The organism is Oceanobacillus sp. J11TS1, assembly GCF_018333215.1.
Classification (GTDB): Bacteria; Bacillota; Bacilli; order Bacillales; family Amphibacillaceae; genus Oceanobacillus.
The window spans coordinates 80,689-103,444 of sequence record NZ_BORO01000010.1 but is presented as its reverse complement, the minus strand read 5'-3'; the positions used below and the strand labels follow the sequence as shown (position 1 = coordinate 103,444).

Annotated in this window: 20 protein-coding genes; 5 read left to right on the top strand and 15 right to left on the bottom strand. The window is 34.5% G+C overall.

From position 1 onward, the window contains the following. Nucleotides 1-131: 131 nt before the first annotated feature. The 4 genes from KI343_RS10125 to KI343_RS10110 all read left to right on the top strand — a co-directional run bounded on the left by KI343_RS10125 (nt 132) and on the right by KI343_RS10110 (nt 3,523). Nucleotides 132-788, top strand: coding sequence for a class I SAM-dependent DNA methyltransferase (locus KI343_RS10125; protein ID WP_212926302.1), 657 nt, complete (start codon nt 132-134; stop codon nt 786-788). Between the two features lie 46 nt (nt 789-834). Continuing rightward, the gene (locus tag KI343_RS10120) at nt 835-1,758 is read left to right on the top strand and encodes a PLP-dependent cysteine synthase family protein (RefSeq protein ID WP_212926301.1); all 924 of its coding nucleotides are present in this window, start codon (nt 835-837) and stop codon (nt 1,756-1,758) included. Between the two features lies 1 nt (nt 1,759). After that, nucleotides 1,760-2,890, top strand: a complete 1,131-nt coding sequence (locus KI343_RS10115; RefSeq protein ID WP_212926300.1) for a bifunctional cystathionine gamma-lyase/homocysteine desulfhydrase — start codon at nt 1,760-1,762, stop codon at nt 2,888-2,890. Between the two features lie 411 nt (nt 2,891-3,301). After that, nucleotides 3,302-3,523: a helix-turn-helix domain-containing protein gene (locus KI343_RS10110; protein ID WP_244856880.1), complete on the top strand. Its 222-nt coding sequence runs from the start codon at nt 3,302-3,304 to the stop codon at nt 3,521-3,523. Between the two features lie 729 nt (nt 3,524-4,252). Here the strand turns inward: KI343_RS10110 and KI343_RS10105 are convergent. Both KI343_RS10105 and KI343_RS10100 read right to left on the bottom strand, forming a co-directional pair. Then, nucleotides 4,253-6,811: a DEAD/DEAH box helicase gene (locus KI343_RS10105; RefSeq protein ID WP_212926299.1), complete on the bottom strand. Its 2,559-nt coding sequence runs from the start codon at nt 6,809-6,811 to the stop codon at nt 4,253-4,255. After that, a complete protein-coding gene (locus tag KI343_RS10100) occupies nt 6,811-7,719 on the bottom strand; it encodes a HamA C-terminal domain-containing protein (protein ID WP_212926298.1) in 909 nt (302 codons plus the stop codon). Before KI343_RS10100 ends, KI343_RS10105 begins: the two co-directional genes overlap by 1 nt. Nucleotides 7,720-8,333: 614 nt before the next feature. Here KI343_RS10100 and KI343_RS10095 point away from each other — a divergent pair. Further along, the gene (locus KI343_RS10095; RefSeq protein ID WP_212926297.1) at nt 8,334-8,546 is read left to right on the top strand and encodes a hypothetical protein; all 213 of its coding nucleotides are present in this window, start codon (nt 8,334-8,336) and stop codon (nt 8,544-8,546) included. A 396-nt stretch (nt 8,547-8,942) separates the two neighbouring features. Here the strand turns inward: KI343_RS10095 and KI343_RS10090 are convergent, their stop codons facing one another. From KI343_RS10090 to KI343_RS10030, 13 genes are all read right to left on the bottom strand, one after another. Further along, nucleotides 8,943-10,736 carry an ATP-dependent helicase gene (locus tag KI343_RS10090; protein ID WP_212926296.1) on the bottom strand — a complete coding sequence of 598 codons (1,794 nt, stop codon included), beginning with the start codon at nt 10,734-10,736 and terminating at the stop codon, nt 8,943-8,945. After that, nucleotides 10,733-12,760: an ATP-dependent nuclease gene (locus tag KI343_RS10085; RefSeq protein WP_212926295.1), complete on the bottom strand. Its 2,028-nt coding sequence runs from the start codon at nt 12,758-12,760 to the stop codon at nt 10,733-10,735. Before KI343_RS10085 ends, KI343_RS10090 begins: the two co-directional genes overlap by 4 nt. 273 nt (nt 12,761-13,033) lie before the next feature. Next, nucleotides 13,034-13,387 (bottom strand): class II aldolase/adducin family protein, encoded by a 354-nt coding sequence (locus tag KI343_RS20120; RefSeq protein ID WP_280530130.1) that lies wholly within the window; start codon nt 13,385-13,387, stop codon nt 13,034-13,036. Further along, nucleotides 13,351-13,587 carry a class II aldolase/adducin family protein gene (locus KI343_RS20360; protein ID WP_212926293.1) on the bottom strand — a complete coding sequence of 79 codons (237 nt, stop codon included), beginning with the start codon at nt 13,585-13,587 and terminating at the stop codon, nt 13,351-13,353. Before KI343_RS20360 ends, KI343_RS20120 begins: the two co-directional genes overlap by 37 nt. Nucleotides 13,588-13,992: 405 nt before the next feature. Next, the gene (locus KI343_RS10070; protein ID WP_212926292.1) at nt 13,993-14,886 is read right to left on the bottom strand and encodes a fumarylacetoacetate hydrolase family protein; all 894 of its coding nucleotides are present in this window, start codon (nt 14,884-14,886) and stop codon (nt 13,993-13,995) included. Nucleotides 14,887-14,928: 42 nt separating this feature from the next. Then, a complete protein-coding gene (locus KI343_RS10065) occupies nt 14,929-15,840 on the bottom strand; it encodes a fumarylacetoacetate hydrolase family protein (RefSeq protein WP_212926291.1) in 912 nt (303 codons plus the stop codon). A 42-nt stretch (nt 15,841-15,882) separates the two neighbouring features. Next, nucleotides 15,883-17,040, bottom strand: coding sequence for a UxaA family hydrolase (locus KI343_RS10060; protein WP_212926290.1), 1,158 nt, complete (start codon nt 17,038-17,040; stop codon nt 15,883-15,885). Beyond that, nucleotides 17,027-17,347, bottom strand: coding sequence for a UxaA family hydrolase (locus tag KI343_RS10055; protein ID WP_212926289.1), 321 nt, complete (start codon nt 17,345-17,347; stop codon nt 17,027-17,029). Before KI343_RS10055 ends, KI343_RS10060 begins: the two co-directional genes overlap by 14 nt. Nucleotides 17,348-17,359: 12 nt before the next feature. Then, entirely contained in the window at nt 17,360-18,481 is a 1,122-nt protein-coding gene (locus tag KI343_RS10050) for a UxaA family hydrolase (RefSeq protein ID WP_212926288.1), read from the bottom strand. Nucleotides 18,482-18,528: 47 nt separating this feature from the next. Next, a complete protein-coding gene (gene gucD / locus KI343_RS10045; RefSeq protein WP_212926287.1) occupies nt 18,529-19,995 on the bottom strand; it encodes an alpha-ketoglutaric semialdehyde dehydrogenase GucD in 1,467 nt (488 codons plus the stop codon). Between the two features lie 58 nt (nt 19,996-20,053). Beyond that, the gene (locus KI343_RS10040) at nt 20,054-20,818 is read right to left on the bottom strand and encodes an SDR family NAD(P)-dependent oxidoreductase (RefSeq protein ID WP_212926286.1); all 765 of its coding nucleotides are present in this window, start codon (nt 20,816-20,818) and stop codon (nt 20,054-20,056) included. Between the two features lie 73 nt (nt 20,819-20,891). After that, a complete protein-coding gene (locus tag KI343_RS10035; RefSeq protein WP_212926285.1) occupies nt 20,892-22,172 on the bottom strand; it encodes a TRAP transporter large permease in 1,281 nt (426 codons plus the stop codon). Next, nucleotides 22,173-22,658 (bottom strand): TRAP transporter small permease, encoded by a 486-nt coding sequence (locus tag KI343_RS10030; protein WP_212926284.1) that lies wholly within the window; start codon nt 22,656-22,658, stop codon nt 22,173-22,175. Nucleotides 22,659-22,756: the final 98 nt, after the last annotated feature.

Below are 22,756 nucleotides of genomic sequence, written 5' to 3'. Positions count from 1 at the left end.
TAAAGAGGAAATGCTTTCATATTCTCTCGCTCGGTTCGAAAGTGGAGTGAATAACAAAATAAATTGTAACAATTGCTACTCTCTCCAAATATAATAAAACCAAGTAAAATCATAGAAATAAGGTGTTTAGTGTGAGTGAACAATTTAATGAATTATTCGATGCTTGGGCAGCGAGCTATGATGATACAGTTTATGGAGGAGATTTAGAATATCGGGAGGTATTTAGAAATTATGAAATGATCCTTCGTAAAATTAGTGATTGTGCACATGGCCATGTGATTGAATTTGGTGTAGGAACAGGTAATTTAACAAAAAAACTCCTTGAAAATAAATTAGAGGTTGTTGGCATTGAGCCTTCAGAAAATATGAGAAGCATTGCCCGAAAAAAACTTCCAGATGTGAAAATTATGAAGGGTAATTTTCTATCTTTCCCCAGTTTAGATAAAAAAGTAGACACCATTGTGAGCAGCTATGCTTTTCATCACTTAACCGATTGTGAAAAAGAGCAAGCAATAAAGCTCTATAGCAGCATATTAGCAACACGAGGGAAAATTATATTTGGGGACACCATTTTTGAGAATAAAGAAAAGCAAGAAGAAGCCTATCTGCAGGCAAAAAGTAAGGAATATCACCGGTTAGCAAAGGATTTGCAGACAGAATATTATACGACCATACCTCAGATGAAACGAATACTCGACAAGTATGGATTCACAACAAAATTTGAACAAATGAATGATTTTGTCTGGATTATGGAAGCGCAATATGAAGGTAAAACAAAGCTTGCATAATAGAATATCTGGATGAAGGAAGTATGAAGAAGCAGGTGGTAGAAAAATGAATATCATACAGCGACTCAGTCAATTGGTTGGGAACACACCAATGTTTGAAATCACAGCATATGATTTACCAAAAGATGTGAGGCTATTTGCAAAGTTAGAGTTTCAAAGCATTGGCGGAAGCATCAAGGATCGATTAGGATTTTATCTCATTCAAAAAGCAATAGATCAAGGGAAATTACAAGAGGGCGACACAGTGATTGAGCCAACAGCAGGTAATACAGGGATTGGCTTAGCACTTGCAGCGATTCATTATAAATTAAAGGCTGTTTTCATTACTCCCGAAAAGTTCAGCCGGGAAAAACAAATTCTCATGCGTGCGCTAGGAGCTGAGGTAATTAATACACCGACAGAGCTAGGGATGGCATATGCAATTCAAAAGGCAAAACAGCTTGGGAGTGAAAATCCAAGAGCTTATATTCCCAATCAATTTTATAATGAGGATAACCCAAATACCTACTATGACACGCTCGGGCCTGAGATCATGACCGACCTGGATGGCAAAGTTGATATTTTTATCGCAGGTGCTGGTTCCGGCGGGACGTTTACTGGTACAGCACGTTATTTAAAAGAAAAGATTCCCCATGTAAAGACGGTCATTGTAGAACCAGAAGGCTCTATATTGAATGGTGGTGATCCTGGCCCACATAAAACGGAAGGGATAGGGCTGGAATTCATCCCTGATTTCATGGATCGGAGTCTATTTGACAAGGTTTATACCATTACCGATGAACAAGCATTTACTAGATTAGTTGAACTAGCAAAATATGAAGGTCTACTTGTTGGCAGTTCTTCTGGAGTTGCATTAGAAGCTGCTTTAAGAGAAGCCGAAAACGCAAAACCAGGTACAAATATAGTAACTATTTTTCCAGATAGCAGCGAACGTTACCTAAGTACGGGAATTTACGGAGGGGCAGATTAATATGAGAAAGAAGACACAATTAATACATGGTGGAGTTGATATTGATAAAAATGTTGGTGCAATGTCGCCACCAATTTACCAAGCGAGTACATTTAGACAAAATGGTGTCGGCAATTTCACTTACGAATATGCACGGACAGGAAACCCTACACGAGAAGCTTTAGAAACACTGATTGCCGATCTTGAAAAAGGGAAGCGCGGCTTTGCTTTTGCTTCTGGAATGGCGGCGATTGCGGCCGTGATGGATTTATTTCAGGCAGGAGATCATATCCTAGTTACTGATGATGTATACGGTGGAACCTATCGCTACATGACAAAAATATTAAACAATCGGAATATCGATGTGACATTTATAGATTCAAGCGATTTAGAAAAAGTGAAAGAAAATATTCGTCAAGAAACAAAAGCTATTTTCATGGAAACCCCGACAAATCCATTACTTAAAATAACTGACATTCAGGCCTTGGCGGGTATTTCAAAAGAAAATAACTTAAAATTAATTGTGGACAATACATTTAATACACCATACTGGCAATCGCCAATTGAAAATGGAGCAAATATTGTCATCCATAGTGCCACAAAATATTTGGGAGGACATAGTGACCTTGTAGCAGGTTTAATCGTAGTGGACGATGAACAACTAGGAGAAGATATTCATTTTATTCAAAATGCAACCGGCGGAGTTCTTGCTCCCTATGATAGTTGGCTGCTAATTCGTGGAATCCGGACATTAGGTGTTAGAATGGAAGAGATTGAGAGTAACACGGATAAAATTGTTGCATTTCTTGTAAAGCATCCACAAGTAGAAAAGATATACTATCCAGGTTTACCAGCGCATCCAAATCATGATATTCATGTTAAGCAATCTGGTGGTTATGGCGGTATGGTGTCATTTACAGTAGAAAATGAAGAAAAAGCAATGGAAGTTCTAAATAAGGTAAGATACTTTACTCTGGCAGAGAGTCTGGGAGCAGTTGAAAGTCTTATTTCACTTCCGGCAAAAATGACGCATGCTTCCATCCCAAGAGAACGTAGAATAGAGCTTGGAATAGAGGATGGATTGATTCGCCTTTCTGTAGGTTTAGAAGATGTAGAAGATTTGATAGAAGATTTGAAGCAAGCACTGGCATAATTTAATAATGAGGCGACTCTCATCGTATAAGCTGTTTTTTCTGAGTATGAAGGAAAAAACAGCTTTTTTGGATTGCTGTGGCTTGTACGCATTCCATTAGAGCCTATTTCTTAAATTACTTAATTAATAAATATTAATACCCAAGATTTGTAGAGAAGCAAGAACCAAAGAAATCTACAATGCTTTCAGCAATATTCCTTAGTGTTGGTGTGGCTGGAATCTTTATTTTTGTTGTATGTATTCTATGGTGTTATCCTGGTAGAATTGGATTAGGGGTTGATTATATTGCCCCTGTGTCCACTTAACTCAGCTGACAGCAAATGAGGCAATTAAAACTCCCCGTTTCTGGATGCATTGGAGCTTCCCCTAAATATTACTATTGAAATTGCAGTCACCGCTGTGGCATTTCCTATGGTACAAGATATAGCTGGAATGAATTGCAGCAGCTATTCGCAGAGTAACCGAATCATTTCATTAAGAGAGCTTTCCCGACTAACTGACATTCAGCATGCAACATTGAGCGAGCTATCAAACCATAAAAGAGAAAATATTAATTTTTACCATATAGAAAAAATAGCGGAAGCTTTAGGTATTCACGATATTAGGGAAATTATTGATTTAATAGATAAATAGATGAAGATAACCATTTAGTTGGCAATTCGATAAGGTGTATAACTTTAATACATGAGCATATATTCATATTATACAAAAAACTCCCCTGAGGTTCCCCTAATAAAGTCTCAAGAGAGTTTCGGATTTTTTGGGCATTGGATGCTAGATATAATATAATCTGTGAAAAATTACTGTATTATACAACTTTAGTTCAAACGTTTGTTTGAAACCGGTGGCGGATTAACTACTACCTCTAGTTCCTCAAGTTCTTGATTAAAAAATGGATTTAATGAATCGACTCCTTTTGTTGTTGATAATCCCTTCCCCAGTTTACAATTCCGGCACAGTCACTCGGCATCTAAACTTCTCTCGATGCATTTTAACGTTGGGCCTAAATGCATAAACGTAATCTGTATTGCCTCTGGCATAATGCCATTTAAAATTGTTTCACACCAGCTAACAATAACCTCAACTTCAGTCGGTCATATGTTGGAAAAAATTTTTTTGGAAAGGGTAAATGGATTCGCTCGGGCATTTTCTTCTCTTTTTTTGCATTAGTTTATGTTTAGGTATAATTCGGTTTTTGTCCGGTAATGAGTCCGGCGAAAAGCCCTATATCCTTTATTATGTGTATTGTTTTTGTCGTTATTAACAATTAAAACATAATCAAAGGATATTTTTTGGACGTGCCTAATTATTCATTTTATGAACTTAATTAAAATACTAAGTTCAATATTCAGAGTTTATATATCATGTCCATTCTAGTAATTCGGATAATTCATTGAACTCATTTTTAAATCTTTTCTTGTCTATTTCACTTTTTAATTTATAAGAAGCAAATTCTATTATTTCTCCTCCATCAAAGATAAAACAATAAGGATAATTGTCTTTTAAAAATGTAGCTAAATGGCGCGGGAAACCTATATTTTGAATTTCTATTACAAACTTATCAATAGTGCCGTACTCTAAGTAATCAGACCAATTTGCCTTAACTTTAACCCCCCTTTCTTCGAGAAGAAGTATATAATTATTAACATAACTTTTTATTTTAAACCTAATAGCATTTTCAATATCGGAAATAAGATTGTTAATAAGAATATTAATATGTGTAGAGCTTTTTTTATTAAATATCTCTAATTCATTAGCCCTAATGAGAAGCATTTTATTATTTTCATCAAAATATTTTATTGTATTTGAAATAATATATTTTAATGGTTTGGAATTCACCCAGGTATTTATTAATATAGCGTAATAGTTTAATTGGGATCGATTTTTAACTAATGGGTTTGAGCCTTTACTTTCCTCTATATCCCATTCATAATAATCATATATAATATTTAACATTTTTAAGCAACTGTTATAGTCAGTTTTTTCAGGCAATTCATCAACGGATAAACTAGAATGTATCTTATTTTGGATATGAACCTTTATATTTGCGCTTTGAGCAATAATATAATCAGGAACTTTAATATTTGAAGTAACTTTCTCTAAAACAATTTTTGCATCCTTATTCTTTTCTAAAAAACGATTACGAAGAATTGAATCACTTTTTACTATATCATGATACAACAAAATATTTCCATATATATTTATATATTTTATTTTATCTACCGATAGGTTTTTGTTAGTAAATGGTTTTCCAGAAAGAGAATTACTAATATTTTTATATAAATTTCCATCATATTTTTTCATTAATGGAGATTCAACCTTAGTGATTTTTTTGTTTTTTAATATATCTATTTCCTCAGGTTTTTTCCAATATCCTTCCTTATCAAAAATTCTCACACAAAAAATGTTTCCACTTAAATCTTTAGTAAGTCGTCCAGCTCTTCCAGCTAAATTCCAAAAGCTTACCTCATCCATATTACTTTTACCAATTTTTTTACTTAAAATAAAGATATTTTTAGCTGGTAAGTTAACTCCCTCCAAGAGAGTCGAGGTACAAAACAGAAAACGAATCTCTCCGCTTCGAAATAGAGCTTCAATTCTCTCTCTAATTCGTTGTGGAATTTTCCCAAAGTGAAAAGCAACTCTTTTTTTTAAGCAATCAATTAAGAAATACTGATCATGGACAGTTTCTTTTATAAGATTAATAAGTTCTTGCATTTTTTTACTAGGGTGACTTTTTAAATTTGCTGAAAACTCTCTTGCTAAATTAATTGTGTCTTCAATTCTATTACAATAAATTATATTTTGCTTGTCTGCACCTAATTTATTAACTACTTCAGTAAGATTTTCAATTTCACTATTTGCGTAGTTAATACCGTTTAAAGGAATCTCTTGACCATATTCAGAAAACATCACTGCTTTCTCTTTTATACAATCAATAAAAAAGCGATTCTGAGTTACAGGACTTTCAGTTATTGAAGTACTTTCTTCTATACTATTCCCAAATAATTGCAAGAAAACCTCTGTATTTGGTACATTAGGTGATGCAAAATATAATTTTACACTTTTTCTTTTCGCTTGCATTAATGCATGATATAAAAGAGGTGTCCTTTGATCTTTACTACTTAATAATTTATGAGCTTCGTCAACAAATAAATAATTTATAGACGGATTATTTGAATCTGCAAAATAAGATATTAATCTTTCTGGAGTGAATACAAAAATAAATCTATTATCTTCTTTCCTGTAAAGAAGTGGTACTTTGGGATGAGATATAATCTTATATTTTTCATTCTCAATCTCGGACTTTAATTTTAAACAAACTTGATTGATTAAGGCCCTAGTCGGGACAAGAATTGCTATATTATCTGAAGCATTTCTCTCGTCAATAATATAATTCATAAAAGCTTCAAATATAAAAGACTTACCAAAAGATGTGGAGCCAGAAAAACTATAATGATTGCTATCCTTCATTTTTTCAAATAGATCATATTGAGCATCAGTAAAAATATAATCGGAATTCGGAGCTTGTTGCATTGTACTCTTAAGTATTTTATCAATCTTAATCTCTTCATCATTATTATCTTGACCATCCGAGTCAATGATACTAATAGATGGAAAGTTACCTAATTTAGTCAAAACACTTTCTGCGAAATTCTTAAAGTGATTATCATGCTTATAGTCATCAAGTTCATAAAGAAGGCTAATTATTTTTAAAGCAGTATTTCTAGCTTCAGTTTTTTTTGACCTAGATAATATATCCGCAAACCTCAGGATGTCGTAATATTCTTTCGAGGTAAAGTTTCCAATTTCGCTATTACCAAAGGTAGTTTGGCCATAGATAGTATCTGCTTTATAAATTAATAATTTAAGATAACTATCATTTAGTGCCCTTTCAGTTAATTCTTCAAAAAAATTCATTAGCTTAATAACTCCTTTAAAATTATTTTCCTTGTATCGTCTAGTTTTGAAAAAGGTAACACATAAATATAAAAAGTATGACCATGTAAATCAAATTCATCAATATAATTAGCTATATTCCCTTTTTGTTTCTCTATTGTTTCTTTTATAGATGTTTCAACATGTTCTCTAAAATCGTCATTTTTAAGGCATTTTCGTTCATTTTCAAAATCTACCTCATACCCTATAAAAATCCCAAATGCATCATCTACATTAAACGAGTTTTCGCCTCGACTAGGATATATAATACTACTTAAAAAAGCTTTCTCTTCTTCCGAAAAAGTTTCTCTATCTAAGTTACTAGACATGAGACTTCTTTCAAAAGAAATGCCGCTCTTTTCTTCTCCTTTTGAATTCACTGAGTTCTTAAACTCTGAAATAGATTTAAACGCTTCACGAAGACCTTTAGTAATCGGTTTATGCAGTTTTGATTCTCCGAAAATCAATTGATAGTTATCGTTAGGTAATTTTAAATAATGAAGACCATCAGCTCCATGAACATACATTTCACTTGATGTTTTTAACTCCAATTTAGATAGGATTTTTGGAGCACGCAGGTGTCCTTCTAAAAAGCAAAAAAGCAAAAATTCACCTAACTCTCCAGTGTTTTGTTTCCAGTCCTTAAATTTTGTCCTCGCTTCCTTAGATAATTTCATTCCACCTGTTTTCGCTAAATATTCTTTAGTTTTCCTAGATAAAGCAAAGTCAGCAACTGAATTTAATAATTCATCTACAGTGGTACTATAATCAAATTGATTTGCATTAATGGGAAAAATGAATACTTGCATTGTATTATCAACAGGAAACTCTAATGTTAATAATTGCCTCATTACTTTAGTAATAATCAAAGAGTTATCGTTAATATCCATTACTATCCTCCTAAAATCCCTCATTATTACCTTTCATATTACTATATTATCACTATATTAGACAATCATAATTTTGGGATTTTTTAGAAAGAAATATTCCTTATTCTGAAACCCACAGTGATATTTATGAAAGTTTTTTAGTTATCCAACTGTCATTATCGGAAATACATTGAGATGTATTTTGGCATGGAAAATCTATAAAGCTGATAATGTGAGATTCCCTTCTGGTTTTATAACTATTTCTGAAAAACAACTAATTGATAAAAAGAAAGTCCTACAGTATTAAATGGTAATCTGTAGGGCTTTTCATTGCCTGGTAAACGAAATTGACGAAGGATGGTAAATTCCTTAGCGTTTATTGGTAAATAACACGGCAAGGTGGTAATTTCCAGTGGCCGTAATCAACTACTCTGGAATAAGCACCTATCAGCCACAGTGATAACTTCTTTCCCACCGTGCCAACTCTTAGTGAGTGCTGGGAGGGGACAGCCTCGCCAGCAGAGACGGATGGCGTTCTTGGCTGGATTATTATCCATTTCAATTCGCCCATCATTCAGGAATGCTTTGAGTCCATTGCTCTGTCCAGTGTGTATCATACCAGGAGGCGCAACTTGTTGATATACGCTATTTGGTCGAGAACTTACAGTATTTACCATACTAGAACTTCCTCTACTGCCTTTATCGCACTAGGATGGTGTGAATCTTATGGACAATTTGTTAATACCTTTGTAAGGAACATCCCGCATGAAAAAAGAGTAGAAGTTTATGCAACACAATATGAAAGTTTTAAAAAATTACACCCTGCTCTGCAGTCAGTGTATATGTAGTGTACTTAGCTTGATATTTTTCAACACCTAGAGCAATGGGGAAACTATTTTCTAAGGAGTAATTATATTCAGACAAAGGTGAAGTCACTATCAAAACGTATAAAATGAGCATAATAGCCCTAATAGTGTTTCTTTACGAAAAGTTTACTCTTTTTAGGGCTATTTGCCATTGCGTCAAATTTATTTCTCGCTTACGATATATAAAGCTGATAAATGAAACTGTGTTTTTTTGTTTGTATATAGCTGAAACGCCTAATTGAAAAGAAAAGCCGTACAGTATTAAATCTGTAAGGCTTTTTCATTGTCTAGTAAACAGATTTGGCGAATGGTGGTAAATTTCGCGGCGTTCACTGGTAAATCACCCATGGCCAGGGTAGTACATTTTAGTGGGCGTAATCATTTATTCTTCCGTTGTAATTCTACTGCTTCCATTAACTCATTCCAAAACATTGATGGCTCCTTAATACGCGTTCCCGTCCTATATGTTATTCTTTCAGATCGTAATAAATAACAAACACGTTTTGCCCTAGTAAGAGACACATAAAAAACACGACGTTCTTCATTTAGTTTATATTCATCATCTACATTTCCGAAAAAAGGAAAATTACCTTCTTCTAGACCTAAAAGTACAATCACTTCAAATTCCAGACCTTTTGAACTATGCCTTGTCGTCAATGTAACTTGATTGTTAGGCTTACCCAACTCTGAAAATCGTTTTACACTGTAATCCTTTAATTCACCAGTCAAAGTTAGATCATAAAAATCTTCCAAAACGGCAATATTCTTATCATCATATTGTTCATTCTGAATGATATTATCTTTTATAGAGAGTTCTTCAAACATATAATGAACCCAATCACTTAGTTGGTTTTGATGTTGTTTACTGCTATTAAGAACAGAATGCAGATTTCTTACTTTTAATAGTTTATCTTTTTCATCTATATAAGAAATTATTTTCAACCAATATTCGAATATATCAGTAAAACTAACTGCTGAACTACCTGTTACCCATGAAGCACAATCTTTTAGCCAGATTATAACCTGATTTTTCAAAAAGCCCTGTTTTGCAAAGTAATTAGGAATATTTGCATTATCCATTGCCCTACTAAGGTCTTCCAATTCACCCCATGTTTTGCTCAGTATACATATTTCTTCAAACGGAATATTTTTACCTATACACTCTGGAATGATATTGTTAATTATATATTTATATTGATCAGACATTTCATTTTTACATGTGATAAATCGAATGTCTGCTTTTTCACCTTGCCTAGTTCCAGCTCTATATTCCCTGTCGTCAAGGTTAAGCGCTATAGAAGACAAATCTATAATTTCTTGATTACTTCGATAATTGGTTTTAAGTTCAATTGATCTTATATTTTCTTTTTCAAAAAGCTCTTTTAAATAAGCTGGATTCCCACCTTGGAAACTATAGATTGATTGATCAGGATCACCAACAATAAAAAATTTTATATTAGTTTTTGCTAGTAATGTTAGAACCATTTCATGCAATGGTTTACCTAAATCCTGGTATTCATCAATTAATATCCATGGATACTTTGCTTCTAAACATCTTCTAACATAATCTTGTTCTTCTATGAGTTCTGTTGCAACTTTGACAATTTCAATAAAGTCAACTTTCCCTAATTCTTTCAATCTTTGTTCATATTCTAGCGCAACTTTCTTTGCTTGCTCATTGGAGTCTATAGCAACTTTACTTTGATTTCCAATCAACATGTTTCTTTCATTATCCATATCTTCCAATTTTACTTGGCTTCGATCGATAGAATAGTTTCCTAATATACTTTGAAAAAGCTCTCCCTTTTCCGAAATAATACTTAATGGTAATGAAATATTTTTATTATATAGCTTAGCAAATGGGATTATTATTTCTGATATACAAAACGAGTGCACCGTACTAAGCATAATATTCTTCCTCTTTTGATATCCCATTTTGTTTAATCTACTCGTAAATTCACTTACAGCTTCATTACTAAAAGTAATGCACGCTAGACCTCTTGGTTCTTTTATCTTTTCTTTTAGTAAATTCATTATTTTTACTGTTAAAACTGTTGTTTTTCCGCTCCCGGGACCCGCTTTTACAACTGTACTCTTATTAGATAGGAAAGCATCATATTGTTCTTTGTCAATCTTTATTTGATTTAATTTTTTTGTGTATAAATCTGTCATTGTTCATCATCAACTTTAAAATATATTCTTTTAATAGCAGCTTCTATATATTCTGGGATATTATTTTTATTGCATTCAGCAGATAATGCTTGAGCAAATCTACCTTTTCCAATCTTAGAATAGTTACTTTCAATTTTTTTTAAACAGGCTGCAAAATCACCTTTTTGCAAAGAATCTTTAAATTTCTTCTTTTGACCATCCCCACCAGCTGTTAAATCATCAAAAATTTGTGTCCATACATCTATAGACTTTTTTTCAACTGAAACTTCCATCATATCAACTTCTAATGTATGCATTCCAATAAAGACATCTGATTCTCTGTAAAACTTACCTTCCTCATTTATATCATCTGGTATATTATCATTACAAATTTCTCCTAAGTTTATCATTAAATCCTTTGTTCTTTCTAATCCCTCATATCCATATCCTAATTCATTGTGTTTTTCATTAAACATTTCATGGAAAATCTTTTTTTGGCTTAGTTTTCCATTTTTATTTTTTACCATTTTATTATAATAGTAATCGCCGTCAGTAATTACCACATGCGGGATCCCTAAGGTTTTTAAATATTTAACATAAGGGTAGAAATTAGTAGAATTAATATTACAACAAATTATACCTTTATTATCTAATTGATATCCTAATGAATCCGCAAACTTAGGTATTAAATACTCCTCCGCTACACCTTCAACTAAAATTACACCTTTTCCAAAATAAATTTCTCCTTTTTTTACATCAATATACCTTTCCAAATCTTTTTGATCCCTGTCATCTAATTCTAAAGATGCCGTGGCCTTTATTGAGGTACTTCCTTCAGTCAATCGAAGATGTACTATTGAATTCAAAGGAGCTACGGATGTTATGTAGGGAGAATGAGTTGTCATCAAAACTGAAGTATTACTTCTCATTACATCTTTATAAATTATTCTCTGAAGTGCTGGGTGCAAGTGAGATTCTGGTTCTTCTATAGCTAAAATCGTTAAACCTTTATTTGAAGAGAGTTGATCTTCCATAAAGCTATATAATCTTTCGTAGTCTTCTACAGATATATCATTATTTAAATGGTATTTACTGCTTTCATTCTGAGTATAACAAGTTTTTAGTACGTCACTGTTCCCCTCATGCAGTAATCTATCATACGTATCCTCCTGTAAAATAGGCGGAATTGTTTTGTCTTCTAATGACAACAATACTAATGATATGTAAAGAATATTTGTTAATCCTAAAGATGTATCACTAGTTGGACGCTTATTATTACCCAGCATTATTTTTAAAGAGTTTAAAATACGGTTGGGGTCTAGATCCATCGTTTCTAAAGATAACTTTGTATCAGGTACTTGTTGACCAATAATGTTGGAATATCTATTATTAATACTTTCAGTTAGATGTTTTAATTCATCTATAGTCAGAACTTCCTCACTTGTTTTCTTTAACCCCTTCGAGATTTGCTCTAATTCTTCTTGTTTTATATCATATTCCTTAATTAACTGATTAATTGGTGACTTTCTTTTATTTCTCAGCTCCGCTTCAACATCTCGTATCGGAGGAATAACTTTTATATTCAAAAAACGTCGGTGGTAATGGGTAAATTGTATTTCCTCGCTATTACCTTGAAGGATTTTATACTGGTAAGTGTAAGTACCATCATTATTTAAAGTAGCGTAATATCTATATGTCAAACGTATTGTACAGGGATTATCCTCTATAGTACCATCACTTAAAATAGATAATAAATTTTTATTATGATCAAATCCCCTAATATCAATTGAAATCTCAATTTCCTCCCCATTTTCCATAGGAGAGTCTAACCCCTCATAAAAATCTGTTTCTATCAAATTTCTATCATCATCAGATAGTTTGGGATCAAGTATAAGCTGTATTGCCCTTAAAAAGTTTGTTTTGCCAATATTATTCTCTCCTATAATTACTTGTTTATGACTTAAATTTACTTCCTCTTCGTTGAAATTCCTAAAGTTTTTAATCCTAACTTTAGATATATAAGGTCCATTTACGTTAATTCCCATAGTATCATCCCTTCTTAAATTTATTTCAATAAAGTATACATTTCGACAAAAAGCAGAAATTCCTTCTATTTGAGTTGTCAATTGTTAGATTTTCTAGTGATTTAGCACCAAAAGGAACGCTTGTTCCTTTTACTTTATCATATCTGCTTGAACTAATTCAATTAATTTTTTAATGGTTTATCTCTGCTTATTGCATACCGTCCTGTAACAACAAAAAAAGCTACCCACCCTAGCTAAAAACACCCTAGAATGAATAGCTCCCACCAAACCAACCTACTTCGCCCTCTTCTTATCCCCCGAATTCTCCAAAAAGTCCCGCGCCATTCCATCCGACAACACACTTAACGCTATACCCGAACCCTTTGCCATAACCATCATCCTACAAGTAAACTCTAACGTCTCCAATCGCATCACAGCTTCTTCAACACTATCATCAAAAACGATAACCCCATGATTTTTCAAAAACAAAACATTCGCTTCCTTCGCTGCTTCCTCAACTCCTCCCCCTAAAGCTGTACTGCTCGGATGGAAATATGCTACTTCCTCTGTTTTCTTCAAATAATACTTCGATTCAATAAATAATTTTAATTCTATCGTTTGTTCCGAACAAGCAATGAAGGTGACCAAAAAGAAGATGCATGAATAATGACATTTGCATCGGACCGGTTCCTATATATTGCACGATGCATCGGTATTTCCTTAGAAGGTTTATTTGTCCCTTCCCATTCTTGCGTTTCTATATCCACAAGAACAAAGTCACCTTCTGACAGTTCTCCCATATTCGTACCTGAACCCGTTATAATCATTTGATCTTCGGTTATTTTCAAAAACTTTTATTACTAAGCCATAAATAAAGCATTAGAACAAGCAAGATTTATAAAGAAAGAAGCAGAGCTGATTATTTTGTCCAAGGATAATGAGCTCTGCTCCAAATGATTATACGGATAGTACATGGGGATGGATTAACTATTTAGTACGGCTAACAATCTACAAAGAGAACAGCTAAGATCAGCCTGGCAAAATTAAACGACCTTTTATTGATTTAACAAGTGAGGAAACTCAAACAGATTTTCTATTATATTAATAAAATCCATTGCCCACAAAAAGAGGGAGCCCCCCCTCTTTGCAAGCAAATTCACCTTTAAATAGTAGGCAAACGATATTATGCTTTACAAATAAGGGAGCTCTCAAGCTCCCTTAAATGGTTTTTATAGATTGATTTAAACACTTACCTATTCTTTAATAAATCTATTCGTTAATGCACCCAATTTCTCTATTTCAACAGTCACTTGATCACCAGGCTTTAAAAAATTCTGATTTTCTTTTGGCAAGCCAAGGACAACCCCTTCAGGAGTACCTGTTAAAATTAAATCACCGGGTTCTAGTGTCATATGCTGTGAAATATAGCTAACAATTTCATCACATTGAAATATCATATCTGATGTATTTGATTTTTGTCGAACCTCCCCGTTTACGGTTGTAGTTAAATCCAGATCATGTGGGTTTCCCACCTCATCAGAAGTTACCAAATAAGGTCCTACTGGACAGAAATCGTCACATGATTTTCCAAGTAACCATTGGTTTGTTGTAAACTGCAAATCTCGAGCAGAAAGATCGTTTGCTGTACAGTAGCCAAAAACGTGATCATATGCCTCATCTTTGGATATATACTTTGCCCTCTTTCCAATTACAATTCCCAATTCCACTTCATAATCTAATTGTTCTGTCATCTTCGGAACTTTTATATCACATAAATGTCCTGTTAATGTATTATTGTATTTATTAAATAAAATAGGAGTTTCAGGATATGCTGCATTGGTTTCGTCAGCATGCTTTCGGTAATTTAAACCAATACAAATTATTTTACTTGGATCAGTAACACAAGGACCCCATTTCAACTCTTTATCATGAAGCATATAAGAAAGGTTAGAACTAGTGTCAAGGGTGTTGATATAATCCTTTAAAATAGATATTGTTTCATCTCCCCCATAAATAACATCCATTACATCTGTTGGAACGTTTGGCATAGAATTAGTAGCCAGTGCCGAAGCTATATCTATTATTCCATCTTCCACTTTAACACCCAGTGATAGATTTTTATCTTTTATAAATGTAACTAATTTCATAGTATTTTCCTCCAAAAAGGTTTATTATTACGGCGATGGCGATTAATTAATTACATGACTTTCCTTTGAGATTATTTTTTTAATAGGGTTAGTTAATACACCAATTTCCGGAACCTCAATTTCGATGCGATCACCATCTTTAAGCGTAAATTCATTAGGCGGCACTATAGATGTACCTGTTAATAAAACTGTCCCATCAAAAATTAGATTATCTCTTATTAAGAAAGAAATAAGTTCTTCATACGTGCGTTTCAATTGATTCGTATTTGCACTGTCCTCTACGATCTTCATTCCGTTACGATAGATACGCAATCTGATTTCTAAATTATAAGGATTCTGTAACGATTCTGCCAATACGATTGCTGGTCCAAATGAGCACGAGTTTTTCCAAATCTTTGCCTGAGGCAGATATAACGGATTTTCTCCTTCAATATCCCTCGAACTCATGTCGTTTCCTATCGTATAACCTAAAATTTTACCTTCTTTATTTATTACAACGGCAACTTCCGGTTCTGGAATTTGCCATTCCGAATCACTTCTAATATTCAAATGTTTATTAGGGTCAATTGTTCTTGCCTCTGTTGACTTCATAAAAAGTTCAGGACGTTCGGCATCATAAACTTTATCATAAAATGTTTGCGGACTATCAATAATTCCATTAGACGCTTCATAATTTCTTGCTTGACGACTTTTGAAATAGGTCACTCCGGAAGCCCATACTTCAGGAGCAGCAACAGGGGTTAATAGGTTCAATTCATCATATATAAATACTTCTGTTGTTCCAGTTTCCTTAATTAATTGTTCAACGAGCTTCAAAGGAGTACATTTCTTGTTTTCCGCATCGTTTACTAACTCCATAAAATCAGAATAAGGTAAAGGTATCACCTGCTCTTGACTAGTTAATGCCCCTAAAGTTGGCTTTTCATTATTTTTTAAGAAACGAATAATTTTCAATTAGAAACCTCCCTATATTTTCATTCCATTTTATAATTCAACTTACTGCGTTTCCGCTAATCTCCATATACTGAATTCTTGGTTATTATACTTTTCAGAAGCCGTAACTTCACCATTCGCTACCTGCATAACTTTCGAATAAATTTCTTCTCCAATTTGGTCAATCGTATAATTTTGATCTATTATCTTACCAGCATTGACATCTATATGTTCAGGCATATTTTTATATAATTTAGGATTCGTTCCAATTTTAATTACTGGGGCGATTGGGGAACCGGTGGGAGAACCCTTTCCAGTGGAAAATAAAACAATTTGTGCTCCTCCCGCCACTAGCCCTACAACAGATTCAACATCATAACCCGGCGTATCCATAAATACAAATCCTTTTTTTGTTGGCGAATAGGCGTAATCAATTACCTCCATTAACGTAGAATTGCCTCCCTTTTTAATACACCCAAGGGACTTTTCTTCTAATGTTGTTAGCCCGCCTGTTTTGTTACCAGGTGAAGGATTTGCAGCTTTAATATTCTCTCCTACAGCTTTTGCTCTTTGTTCATACCTTCTCACTATTTCCAAAAACCTGTCAGCCACTTCTGAATTAACCGCCCGATTTGCCAAAATATGTTCTGCACCAACCGCTTCCGTTGTCTCAGCTAAAATACTAGTTCCACCATCTGCAACGATTGAATCCGAAAAGACTCCAATTGAAGGGTTAGCAGTTATCCCCGACCACGCATCTGATCCACCACACTCCAGTCCAATTATTAATTCGGAAACATCAGCTTTTTCCGTTTTTTGTTTCTTACTTTGCTCCAATGCATTTTCCAGCCAAGTTCTACCTTCGTCCAAGCATTCAATAATCGATTTATCCTTATCAAATAGAATAGAGTGAACATGATGACCATCTTTTTTTAACGTTTCGACAATTTCATCAGCAGGATCATTTGACCCCATTCCTAAAAATAATGCGGCACTAACATTTGCATGTCCTGCTGTTCCTGCTAACGTTTTGATTGTTTGGGCACTGTCCTCGGGATATTGCGATTGACCTGCTTGATGAACAACTGGAATGACACCTGGAACGAGATTAGCTAATTTTTTAGTAAGTCCCGCTAACTCACCTACTGTATTGATAACAATAATATGATTTCGAACACCGATGCTCCCATTGGCTCTACGATAACCTTTAAATGTTTTCAAAGTTGATCTCCTCCTTCCGAAAACGCTTATCCTTTTCAGTTAACCCCCGTACATTGGACACATGAACGTGATCACCTATTGCTATATCCGCTGTTGCAATTCCCATACATTCTCCATATTTAATAACCTCTTCACCTTTAGGAATGAAGACTAGTGCTACTTTATGTCCGTAGGGTATCGTTGTCGACGCATTCACGTTTTTCATCTCATCTTGAACAGATATAAGTTGTCCAAATCTTACGGTTTCAAGTACTACCGCAACATTATCCCTCTTATCTAACTGAAGGGCATTGAATTTTTTATTCATCGGTTCCCCTCCCTAATAGGTAGTTCCTAAGTGTGGTATGGAAAACTCACCTAACTCTAGCATCTCAAGCTGTGTTTGTTTTCCTGAACATACCTTCAATAGTTCTTCTATAATCCTTTCACTCTCTTCTTGGATATTACTTCCTTTAAGTGTATAATCAATGAGTTCATTGTATGAGCTCATCTCATTTTTAGGTGTTATCGTTAAACAAGGCAAAGCAATTGAACCTGTTAACACGCCTCTATTGCTTACAATTAATACAATATTACAACCACTTGATGCCATTTTTGATAGAGATTCTACAACATTACTAGAAACGTTTATCATATGAAGGCCATTTTCCTTTGGAATCTCTCCATAATCTAGGACACTATTTATCGTACTTGTTCCTGTCATTTTCAATTCAAGCATAGCTAGTTTTGTTTCTTCTTCAGTAAATTCAGTATCCTCATCTACTAGAGCAGGATTCCCCCAACGCATCCGCTGTAACCCCATGCTAAATCTTATAGCTTTTTCCTTCTCGGTTGCATCAATCATCCGTTCGGATAATAAATGTCCAGCAGGTTCTAGTGTTTTAGAAAGTCCCATAATTACTTTTGCATTATTTTCAATTAGTCTATCAATCACGCTTCCTATTATTGGACCAATTTTCTCCAAGGAATCCTCATCTGCATCAACGTTTAAAATTCCTACCGTTAGCGATGATAAGGAGAGTATTGTTCTTTCCTGTTCTGTTGCTTCTTTAGCCCACGTTTCAGCAATCGAAATCCCTTTTTGAATTGTATTTGTACCCCCGGCAAGTTGCTGAATACCAATACCTTTTATTGGTTTTGTTTTAGGGGCATGCTTTAATAGCCCACTTACTTGATTTGTTTCACAACCTAATCCAACAAGCAATGCAGAATGAATATTTGGGTTTGAAGACACACCAACAAGCATATTTCTTGTTAGCGTGAAATCATTACCAAGTTGGGCACAACCATTAGCATGAACAATCGGAATAGCCCCACTTACCTTTTCAGAAATTTCACGTACAACGGCACTAGAACATATCACGGAAGAAACAATAGCAACGTAGTTTCTTGTTCCTGCTGTTCCATCCTCCCGCTTAAACCCCTCAAAAGAATAATTCATTTATAAACACCTCCAATTTAAATTAACTTGATTACATCTAAACGTGTCTATCCTTTTACAAATACTGTTTTTATATTTGTGTAAAATTCAATCGCTGCTCTTCCTTGTTCTCTGGAATGGGAACTAGACTGTTTCATCCCTCCAAATGGAGCTTGCAATTCAACTCCTGCGCTTTCTGCATTTACTCTTACCAATCCTGCATCCATATCATCAATAAAGGAAAGCATATTGCTAATATTTGTTGTGAATATAGATGCACTTAATCCATATTCTGAATCATTGGCTAGCTCCAATGCTTCTTCAACAGAGTTCACTTTCATCAAAGCCAACACCGGTCCAAATATTTCCTCTTTCGCTATCGTCATATCAGAGGTAACACCTTCAAATACGGTAGGCTCGATAAAGTACCCTTTTAACGCTTTACTTCTAACTTTATCGCCCCCATATAAAAGTTTAGCTCCTTCCTCTTTTCCTTTTTCAATATAAGAAACTACTGTATCTAGCTGTGATTGACTCACGGAAGGACCCATCCAAGTAGACGACTCAACACCATCCCCTACAGTAATTTCAGCTACCTTAGCAAGTAATCTTTCTTTGAACTTCTGATAAATATCCTTTTGAACAATCACCCTACTTGTTGCTGTACACTTTTGCCCAGTTGATTTTAGACCTCCACTAATGGTTGCTTCTACTGCTAAATCTAAGTCAGCATCATTTGCAACGATTACTGGATTTTTGCCACCCATTTCTAGTTGATATTTTATTCCTCTAGTCACTGCTATTTGTGCCAATTGCTTGCCGACTTGATTCGATCCTGTAAAAGTAATTCCGTTTACCTCAGGGTGATTTGCTATTTCTAGACCTATCACCGAGCCTGAACCAGTCACCATGTTAACAACACCTTCTGGAATCCCTGCTTCATGGAGGCATTCAATAACTTTTGCACAAGTAATGGCAGCTTCACTAGCTGGTTTAATAACAACCGTATTTCCATAAATAAGAGCTGGAGCCATTTTCCACAATGGAATGGCAACCGGGAAATTCCATGGTGTAATAACACCTACTACTCCCAGCGGGGCTCTAGTTGTAAACATAAGTGCATCTTTATCCGTAGACGGAATTACGTCTCCTTCAGATCGAAGTCCTTCTCCAGCATAGTAGCGCAATATCGCTACTCCTCGAGCTGTTTCACCTTTAGCTTCAGGAAGTGTTTTCCCCATCTCTTTCGTCATTGTCAAAGCAACCTCATCAAGACGCTCCTCTAAAATTGATGCAGCCTTTTGCAAATAATTGCCCCGTTCATCACCTGATAATTTTCTCCATGCTTTTTTTGCATCACTTGCAGAGTTTACTGCTTTGTTAAGGTCATTTTCAGAAGACATTTGGTAAAGTCCAACTACTTCTTCTGTGTTTGCTGGATTTTTACTTTTACCGGTTTCCTCTATTTCAGAAGCAACCCAATCTCCGTTAATATAATTTAAGTATGTTTTTAATTTCACATCAATTTTAGTCATGTATATTCCTCCTATTTTTTAGTAGAATCATAAATCTAGTATTCCATTTATCAATACATTACTTTCCATTAACTACCCCTCCGTCAACATACATAGAGGATCCCATCATGAATTTTGATTCATCTGACGCCAAATAGAGTGCTGCATAAGCAACATCTATTGGTTTTCCAAGATCACCACCTAACTGACGTTTTTTAATAGAAGCTATGGTTTCCTCTGGACTTGTGGACTTCGATATATAATCTTCCACAAAAGGAGTGTAAATTGTTCCCGGCATTAAAGCATTTACGCGCATATTATATTTGGCATAATCAACTTGCATAGACTTTGTTAATGACAAAATTGCACCTTTAGATGCAGCATAGGAAGCACGATTAGCTAATCCTATCTCAGCAATACAAGAAGACATATTAATAATAGAGCCCGATTGTTGTTCCATCATATAAGGAATCACATATTTTGAAACTAAAAATACCCCATATACATTTACATTTAATACCCGCTCCCATTCCTCTGATTCTATTTCGTGAAGTTGTCCAATCCCACTAATTCCAGCGTTATTGAAAAGAATATCAATCCTTCCGAATCTTTTAGTAACTTCATAAACGAGGTACTTTACATCTTCCGTTTTCGTTATATTTCCTTGGATAAAAATTGCTTTTCCATTATTTAAATGAATCTCATCTATTGTTTGCTGACCAGACTTTTCATCCAAATCGTTTATAACAACTGTCGCACCTTCTTTCGCAAACAATACAGCTGTTTCTTTTCCAATGCCTGATCCCGCCCCAGTAATAATGGCAACTTTATCTTTTAATCTCATTACCTCTCCCCCCTCCATTATTTTTACTTAATTACGTAAATTCAGTAATTTGACTATAGGAAAACATGTATGATTAAAAATTAATAGGTAAAAACATAGATAAGCCTGGGATAAATGCTACTAACAACGCGACGACTATTAGTAAAATTAAAAATGGTAGACTAGCAACAACAAAATCCTCGATCTTTGTTTTGGTTATTGAACATGTTGTATACATAACAGTTCCTAGTGGTGGTGTTAATGTTCCAATACTTATACAAACGATAAAGAATATCCCAAAATGGACTGGGTCTATCCCATATTGGTTAAGCATCGGCATAAATAATGGGGTTAATATTATAATGGAAACATTCCCCTCAATAAACATTCCAATAATTAATAGGAATATGAGAACAACAAGAAAAAAAGTTATTGGTGAAGATACGTACTCAGCCATAACAGTAGCCATTCTCTGTGGTACTTGCTCCAGCGTTAACACCCAAGCAAATGCCGACCCTGCTGCAATAATGATTAATACCGAAGCAGCTGTATGTGTCGTTTCAACAAGAGCACTAATCAGCTGTGATAATTTCATTTCCCGATAAACAATTAAACCCAAAAACAAGGCATAGAAAATCGCTATAGCACCAGCCTCTGTTGCACTAAAAATCCCGAAGCGAATACCACCTATAATAATTACCGGCAATAACAGAGCAAGAAGTGCATCTTTTAATGTTAAAAGAAACTCTCTCAGTGATGTTTTCTCTGTATTTTCTGTTTCTAATTTATGTTTCTTTGCATAAAAGTGAACGTAAATCATGAAGCTAATACAGAGTACAAATCCAGGTATAATTCCTGCTAAGAACATACTTCCAATAGAGACATTTCCAATAAAGCCATATAGGATTAACGCAATACCCGGTGGGATAATCGGTGTAATTAAAGCTGTACCTGCCGTTAAAGCTGTAGAAAAAGCACGGGTATAGCCTCTTTTCTCCATTTCTGGTACTAAAATTTTTGATTGCATCGCTGCATCTGCAATATTTGAACCAGAAAGTCCACCCATTAATGTACTAAGAACCACATTAACTTGTGCTAGTGACCCAGGAAGACGTTTTGTAATCAGTTGCGCAAATCTAAGCATTCTACTAGTTATCCCCGTGTAGTTCATTAAAATGCCTGCTGTAATAAAGAAGATAATGGCAAGCAACGGAACTGACTCCAGCCCACCAATCATTCTTTGGACTAAAATTTCAGCTGAATAACTATCAATAAACAGAACATAAACAACCGAACTTATAATTAAAGCGAAGGCAATTGGAACATTCAGTAAAAATAATCCGAGTAGGATTACCAATGCGATAGTTAAGGCCATCTAATCCTCCTCTCTTCCACTTCCAAATTCAGCACGTAAAGATAAAACTATTTGTTTTGTAAAGTGAATAGCCGTAATTGCACCGCCAATTGGAACAGCTATGTTAATCAGTTGATAACTTATACCTAGAATTGGCGTTAATTTACCTGTTGTCATTATAGTTAATTGGAATCCAAGATAAATAAAAACATATAAGAGCACAAAATAAACAGCGGTACCTCGGATGATTTCACTTAAAATCCGGAAAGGCCTAGGCAACTTTTTTACAAAAAAATCCACACCCACATGCCCATCACGCTTCATTGCTGAACTTATACCTATAAATACAAACCATATGAATAATCCAAGTGCCACTTCCGTAGTCCATGCAATCGGAGCATTAAATACATATCGCAACAGTACATTTATTCCAGTGAGTAGGATTACTCCGACAAGAGCAACTGTCGACATTACGTCATCGATTGCATTAAGTCCACTTTTGATCATCCCCTTCACTCCTCACAATAAAATTTTTCTAGTTTTACATGAAACTTTTAGGGCAAGTAAATGTATCATTTTCTATATAAATCACCTGTCCCAAAACT